The 6,425-nt window shown below is 45.8% G+C and carries 5 protein-coding genes; all 5 read left to right on the top strand.

Annotation, left to right across the window (positions count from 1 at the left end; genetic code table 11):
* Window positions 1-2,598 precede the first annotated feature (2,598 nt).
* The 5 genes from flgB (at window position 2,599) to QNM19_RS18670 (ending at window position 6,407) form a co-directional block, all read left to right on the top strand.
* Window positions 2,599-3,009, top strand: coding sequence for a flagellar basal body rod protein FlgB (flgB, locus tag QNM19_RS18690; RefSeq protein WP_058797708.1), 411 nt, complete (start codon window positions 2,599-2,601; stop codon window positions 3,007-3,009).
* Window positions 3,010-3,011: 2 nt separating this feature from the next.
* On the top strand, window positions 3,012-3,443 hold the full coding sequence (gene flgC, locus QNM19_RS18685; protein ID WP_010385597.1) for a flagellar basal body rod protein FlgC: 432 nt from the start codon (window positions 3,012-3,014) through the stop codon (window positions 3,441-3,443).
* A 15-nt stretch (window positions 3,444-3,458) separates the two neighbouring features.
* Complete coding sequence (locus QNM19_RS18680; protein ID WP_049865759.1) at window positions 3,459-4,136, top strand: flagellar hook assembly protein FlgD; 678 nt, start codon at window positions 3,459-3,461, stop codon at window positions 4,134-4,136.
* A 37-nt stretch (window positions 4,137-4,173) separates the two neighbouring features.
* On the top strand, window positions 4,174-5,526 hold the full coding sequence (gene flgE, locus QNM19_RS18675; RefSeq protein WP_284027071.1) for a flagellar hook protein FlgE: 1,353 nt from the start codon (window positions 4,174-4,176) through the stop codon (window positions 5,524-5,526).
* 116 nt (window positions 5,527-5,642) lie between these two features.
* Complete coding sequence (locus QNM19_RS18670) at window positions 5,643-6,407, top strand: flagellar basal body rod protein FlgF (RefSeq protein ID WP_010385603.1); 765 nt, start codon at window positions 5,643-5,645, stop codon at window positions 6,405-6,407.
* The last annotated feature ends 18 nt before the right edge of the window (window positions 6,408-6,425 follow it).

Below are 6,425 nucleotides of genomic sequence, written 5' to 3'. Positions count from 1 at the left end.
GTCTATTCATCCATGAAGCTGGTACTAGCAGTCTTTGGGGACACTTCCCTGTGGAGGGCTCCTTTTGCGCTGTGAATAGGTCTGCGTTCTCTACAATTGCTCATTTCACCTTGCGCAAAGGTCGCGCTAAAGCACGACTTTGCACGATAGCTGCGAAGCGGTGCTTCGGTCGCAATTCACCCATGTGAAAGTAGGACATCGCCAGGGCCTAATTAAAGGTCGACGAAAGACATTCATCCATGAATCTCATCGACATTCGTACCTCCTTGTACGTCAAACCCGTTGCAGCAATGCAGCGGGCTTTTTGCTATGTGCGATTTAAAAAAGCGTCGATGAAGTTGTAGACAGAGCGGTGTTGTCTATTCATCCATGAAGCTAGAGTATCTGGCAGTCTTTGGGGACACTTCCCTGTGGAGGGCTCCTTTTGCGCTGTGAATAGGTCTGCGTTCTCTATAATTGCTCATTTCACCTTGCGCAAAGGCCGCGCTAAAGCACGACTTTGCACGATAGCTGCGAAGCGCTGCTTCGGTCGCAATTCACCCATGGATCTCATCGACATTCGTACTTCCATGTACGTCAAACCCGTTGCAGCAATGCAGCGGGTTTTTTGCTATGTGCGATTTAAAAAAGTTGTATAACTACCCGATCACAAAGCCGACACCCCGTTATCCCGCACTTGATGCGGGAACTACTCACAGGCCACACGGTGAGTATAAATGGCATGTCGATATAACCCACACAATCGTCATCCCGCACTTGATGCGGGCACTGCTAACAGGTCACACGGTGAGTATAAATGGCACGTCGACATAACCCGCACCACCGTCATCCCGCACTTTATGCGGGAACTACTCACAGGCTACAAGGTGGTATGAATGATATGTCGACATAACCCACAACACCGTCATCCCGCACTTGATGCGGAACCACTCACAGGCTATACGGTGGTATGAATGATATGTCGGCATAACTCACATCATCGTCACCCCGCACTTGATGCGGAACTACTCACAGGCTACATGGAGAGTATAAAAGGCACATCGATCCGATAATCACTACCGAGTGATGAATTAAGTCATTTTCGCCCTGCGCATCTATGTGACAACATATTCACATGTCTCTTCTGACGAAGCGCGCTGAAGCTGTGTTCAGGTCTTTGGGTTCAGGCAACACCGGGATAATGGTTCAAGAAGCTCCCGGTTCCAGTGCGGGATGATGATACAGTGGCTATCTGAGGTGGAGTGAAGTTAGTTGAGTGACTGCTGGTTAGCGAAGGAGCTAGTACAGGGCTGAATAGACCTGATAACGTCACTGAAAAGGGTTGTAAACAGACCCTATGGGGGTAAGTTTTTTCAGAAGAAACCCCAACGATTTCTCAATTTCGAAGCCTACACCACCGTTATCCCGTAATTGATGGAGGAATTGCTAACAGGTCAAACAGTAAATTTGAAAAGCACTACGGTCTGGCGATCATGGTAAGGCACTTCGTCAAATTATTTTAAACAAGACAATCAAGCATGCATTATCGGGTAAGTGCACAAGTGCAGTATCATCGATATCTACCCGGATGAGTTTTCACACTTGTGCATGTTTTGCCTGAGGTTGTTTCTGAGTGTCTAATGGCTGCGAGCGGTTAAATACAGTAATAAGTCATGCATGGCAGCATAGAAGTGGGCGTGCAATTCTCACTGTCACAGAAATGACTGGGAGGTGGCAAAGCACCACAAATCTGAGGTGTTACAAGTTCCGGTACTGTTTTTAAGTCTGCAGATAAGCTTTTGACCTGCTTTTTATTGAGTTTCAGCTTCATCGTTTTTTCCTTGCAAAGATTAATTACGGGGTGCTTGAAAAATGTACAGTTGGTTTTCACTTTTGGCAATGCTTTTTATCATTACGCCTGAAATTCATTATAAGAATGGTTGGTGATATCGACCATTCTTCACATACTGGATACAGCTCCCAGCGCCTCTCCAGAATTGCACTCTATTGGCTTTCGCTGGGTAACAAAAGCGTAAAGCCGTAATATCGATTTTGAAACCGCTATCATAACGACTCTGTACTCTCCTGAGGTTAATTAACTGAGCACATTGAGGGGCAATAATACGTCGCTTTTTAAGACGGGAGGATGTGGCATTTAGTATTTCTGGCAGGTTTAAAGTTTAAATGAACCTGTTAACCAGTTGCTTAATGATCAAATTCAGCTCACATCACCAGCTGGGCTGATGATCTTTAATTGCGGTATAAAGGCTAAAAGGGGCCTGCTGCATTGGGCTAAAGGCATTTGGGTATTTTGCTCGTGCAGTGCAATGCCTGTTTTTTGGCGTTCAAGAGGCTGTACTCTCCTCGGCTGTAATCCCACTACTTTCTCTGATGGTATCCTATATCGTAAAAGGCGCAGCCGGATTTATCCTTTAGGTTTGGCTACAAGAAAAGTTTTTAAGTTCTTGATTAATATAAAGAAGTTGGTGCTTGTTATGATTCGGTTTCTTACTAGATATCTTCTGCTGGTTGTATCGGCAATGCGGCAATTTTCCGCCACTTAAATATTGGCCTCATTCTTGCTTTTATCTCATCAAGTCAATTTTCTGGAGTCGGGTTATGGCAATTAGTTTTGATAAAGCGTTGGGGGTTCACCCTCACACTATGCTGATCCGCTCTCAGCGTGCTGAAATTTTAGCAAGTAACATAGCCAATGCTGATACCCCTGGATATAAAGCTAAGGATATCGACTTTGGCCAGGCTTTTAAAGCGGCAAAATCGGCACAGCTAAGCGGCAATAAGATGGTCAGAACCAATGAGAATCATCTTAGTGGTGGGACTCAGTTAAACAATGGTATTGAACAATATCGTACGCCAAATCAAGCAGATACAGGCGATGGTAACTCAGTGGATATACAAGTGGAACGAAACTTGTATGTACAAAATGCATTAGAGTACCAAGCTAGTTTGAATTTTTTGTCTGGTAAATTTAAAGGGCTGAAAAAAGCCCTGAGTGGTCAAGGTGGCTAATCATGAGTTTATATAATGTTTTTGATATAGCGGGTTCAGGCATGAGCGCCCAGAACGTCCGTTTGAACACGACCGCCAGTAATATTTCCAATGCAAACAGCGTCAGTTCTAGTCAGGATAAGGTGTATAGAGCTAGGCACCCAGTTTTCGCCGCAGAGTTAAACAAGGCTGCGGCAGCTCATCCGAATACCATGGGGTCTTCGGTTGGAGTGAAAGTACTGGGGATCGTAGAAAGCGATAAACCACTTCAGGTTGAGTACAATCCCAACCATCCAAGTGCTGACAAAGACGGGTACATCTATAAGCCAAATGTGAATGTGGTTGAAGAGATGACAAACATGATCTCTGCATCGCGTTCGTACCAAACGAATGTTCAGGTAGCGGATGCCGCTAAGCAGATGCTTAGCAAAACCTTGCAACTTGGTCAGCGCTAAGTGGGAGTATAGCCAATGAGTAACGAAGTCAATTCAGCAACCTCGACCTATGTCGATTCATTGCGTTGGCCTGACAAGCAGGTTCCGACAGAAAAGAATGATGAGTTGAAGCAGGAGGATTTCTTTGCGTTATTGACTCAGCAGTTGTCTTATCAGGACCCGAGTAAACCGGCTGATAATGATCAGATGATTGCACAAATGACAAACTTCACCATGGCCGAGGGTATTTCTGACCTAAACACGAAGTTTGAATCATTGGCTGATTCTATGACCTCGAATTCTGCTTTGCAGGCGTCAACTTTGATCGGCAAGAAAGCACTACTGGAATCTGACACAATTGAGCACGGCCCGGACATGCAGTCGCGTGGTTCAATTATTGTAACTGAGCCTGTAGAGCAACTGACGGTCAGTATTCTTAACGATAAAAACGAACTGGTAAGAACCATAGATCTCAAAGATCAAAATGCTGGTGCAGTTCGCTTTGATTGGGATGGCAAAAACACCGATGGTGATATGTTACCGCCCGGAGATTACACAATAAAGGCTGAAGGCTCCGTAAACGGTAAGTTTACAGCCTTGCCTACTGCGACTTTCAGAAATATTGAAAGCGTCAATGTCAATGGTGCAAGCGGCATCGTTATCAACACTAAAGCGGGTGCCGTGCGGCTTACTGACGTCGCGGAATTAGCCTAATTAAAAAGATTTAACCTTAATCGCAAGAGGTGAGAGTATGAGTTTCAATATTGCATTAACTGGTTTAGCTGCGGCTCAGAAAGACCTGGATACCACAGCTAACAACATTGCTAACGTTAATACGACGGGCTTTAAAGAGTCGCGTGCTGAATTTGCATCCGTGTATGCATCTTCCGTTTTTAGCGCCGGTAAGACAAAAAATGGTGATGGTGTGCAAACCACTATGGTTGCGCAGCAGTTTCACCAGGGGTCTCTGAATTTTACTCAGAACTCACTGGACCTGGCGATTACCGGTGAAGGTTATTTTGCGATGAGTGAAGAATTGGGAGCTCAGGACTTTACTTACTCCCGTGCAGGTGCTTTTAAACTCAACAAAGACAATTTTATCGTTGATGCACAGGGTAACTTTTTGCAAGGCTTCCCTGTTGATCCTAGTACCGGTGATACGACTTCAATCAGTTTGAGTACATCATCAGCACTGCAAATTCCAGATGCCTCTGGTTCGCCACGTGCAACCACCAGTGTGTATTCATCTTTCAACCTGGATTCGCGTGCTTCGGCACCTACGCTGGCATTTGACCCAACAGAAAGTGCAACTTACAACAGTTCTACTTCAACGACGATTTACGATAGTTTGGGTGAACCTCACATTTTGCAGCTTTATTTTGTAAAAGAAGATCCTGCGACTAACCCAAATGAGTGGCAGGTGTATGCAACGCTCGACGGTACACAGTTTAATACAGCAGGGGCCAGCGGCGCACCACTAGAGCCAATAACTGAGTTCCAATTTGACCAAAATGGTCTGCCATCCACAACGGGTAACCCTCAGGTGCCCAACACAGGAACGACCTTTAATTCATTTGCAATCCCAGCGGGTGCAGCTACCGGTTTATCAACTTTGCTAACAAACGGCGCAACATTCCCCAGTAACGTGGAAATGAACTGGCGCGACGAGGCAAACACCTCAAACAAACTGCCTACTCAGTTCGCCAGCCGTTTTGAGGTTAAAGCGCTTGAGCAGGATGGTGCCACAACGGGTCGACTGGCGGGGATTGACATTGGCTCTGATGGTAAAATTGTTGCGTCATATAGTAATGGTGACTCAACATATTTAGGTCAGGTTGCCATGGTGCGTTTTTCTAACTCTCAGGGCTTGCAGCAAGTGGGTAATACCGGATGGAAAAAGAGTTTAACTTCAGGTGAGCCTATTGCTGGGGAGCCGGGTTCAGGAACATTGGGCTCAATCAACTCCTCAGCATTGGAGCAGTCCAATGTTAACTTAACAAACGAGCTGGTAGACCTGATCAGTGCACAGCGAAACTTCCAGGCGAACTCGCGGGCACTGGAGGTTAACTCAACACTTCAGCAGAACATCCTGCAGATCCGATAATCAAATCCAATCACCTCTTAAGGCCGCATTTAGCGGCCTTTTCATTTTCTTGACGATCATCTTGGCATCTATATTGCTTTATTCAGTATAGATTGAACAATTTTTAGGTCGTTCCCATGGATAAAATGCTGTATGTCGCTATGTCAGGCGCCAAACAAAACCTGGTTGGTGTCGGGCTGAAGGCAAATAACCTGGCTAACGCCAATACTACCGGGTTTAAGGCTGATTTTGCACAGGCTCGTTCAATGCAGGCATTTGGCGAAGGGCTACCGACGCGTGTGTTTGCGATGCAGGAGCGCCCGGGCACCATGATGACAGGTGGGGCCATTACTGAAACTGGTCGGGACCTGGATATTGCGGTAGATGAAAAATCCTGGATAAGCGTTGTAGACGCAGCCGGAGATGAGGCTTATACGAAAGTTGGCACACTGAACATCACCGCAGACGGGGCACTGGTGACCAGCCATGGTCGTCAAATTATTGGCGAAGGTGGGCCCATCATATTACCACTGCCAGTAGAAAAGGTTGTGTTCAGTGATGATGGCTCAATTCAGGTGCGTCCTCAGGGGGCACCTGCCAACTTTTTAGAAGTGGTCGACCGGTTAAAAATTATTAGCGCAGACAATAGCAAACTTGAAAAAGGTAATGATGGTTTGTTTAGACCAAAAGAGGAGTTGCTCGAAGACGGTGTATGTGGATTTTGTGAAATTTCTCCTACCGCCAAAGTAATGAGTGGCTATTTAGAAATGTCTAACGTGAACCCGGTTCACGAAATGGTAGACATGGTAAACCTTCAGCGCCAGTTTGAAATGCAGATGAAACTGATGAAAACAGCTGAAGAAATTGACGAGCGACACACTTCGCTCCTGCGTATCGTTTAAGAGAGTGAGGTATAGATT

Origin of the sequence: Pseudoalteromonas ardens (assembly GCF_030125445.1) — a bacterium.
Lineage (GTDB): Bacteria > Pseudomonadota > Gammaproteobacteria > Enterobacterales > Alteromonadaceae > Pseudoalteromonas > Pseudoalteromonas ardens.
This window is presented reverse-complemented; position numbering and strand designations above follow the sequence as displayed.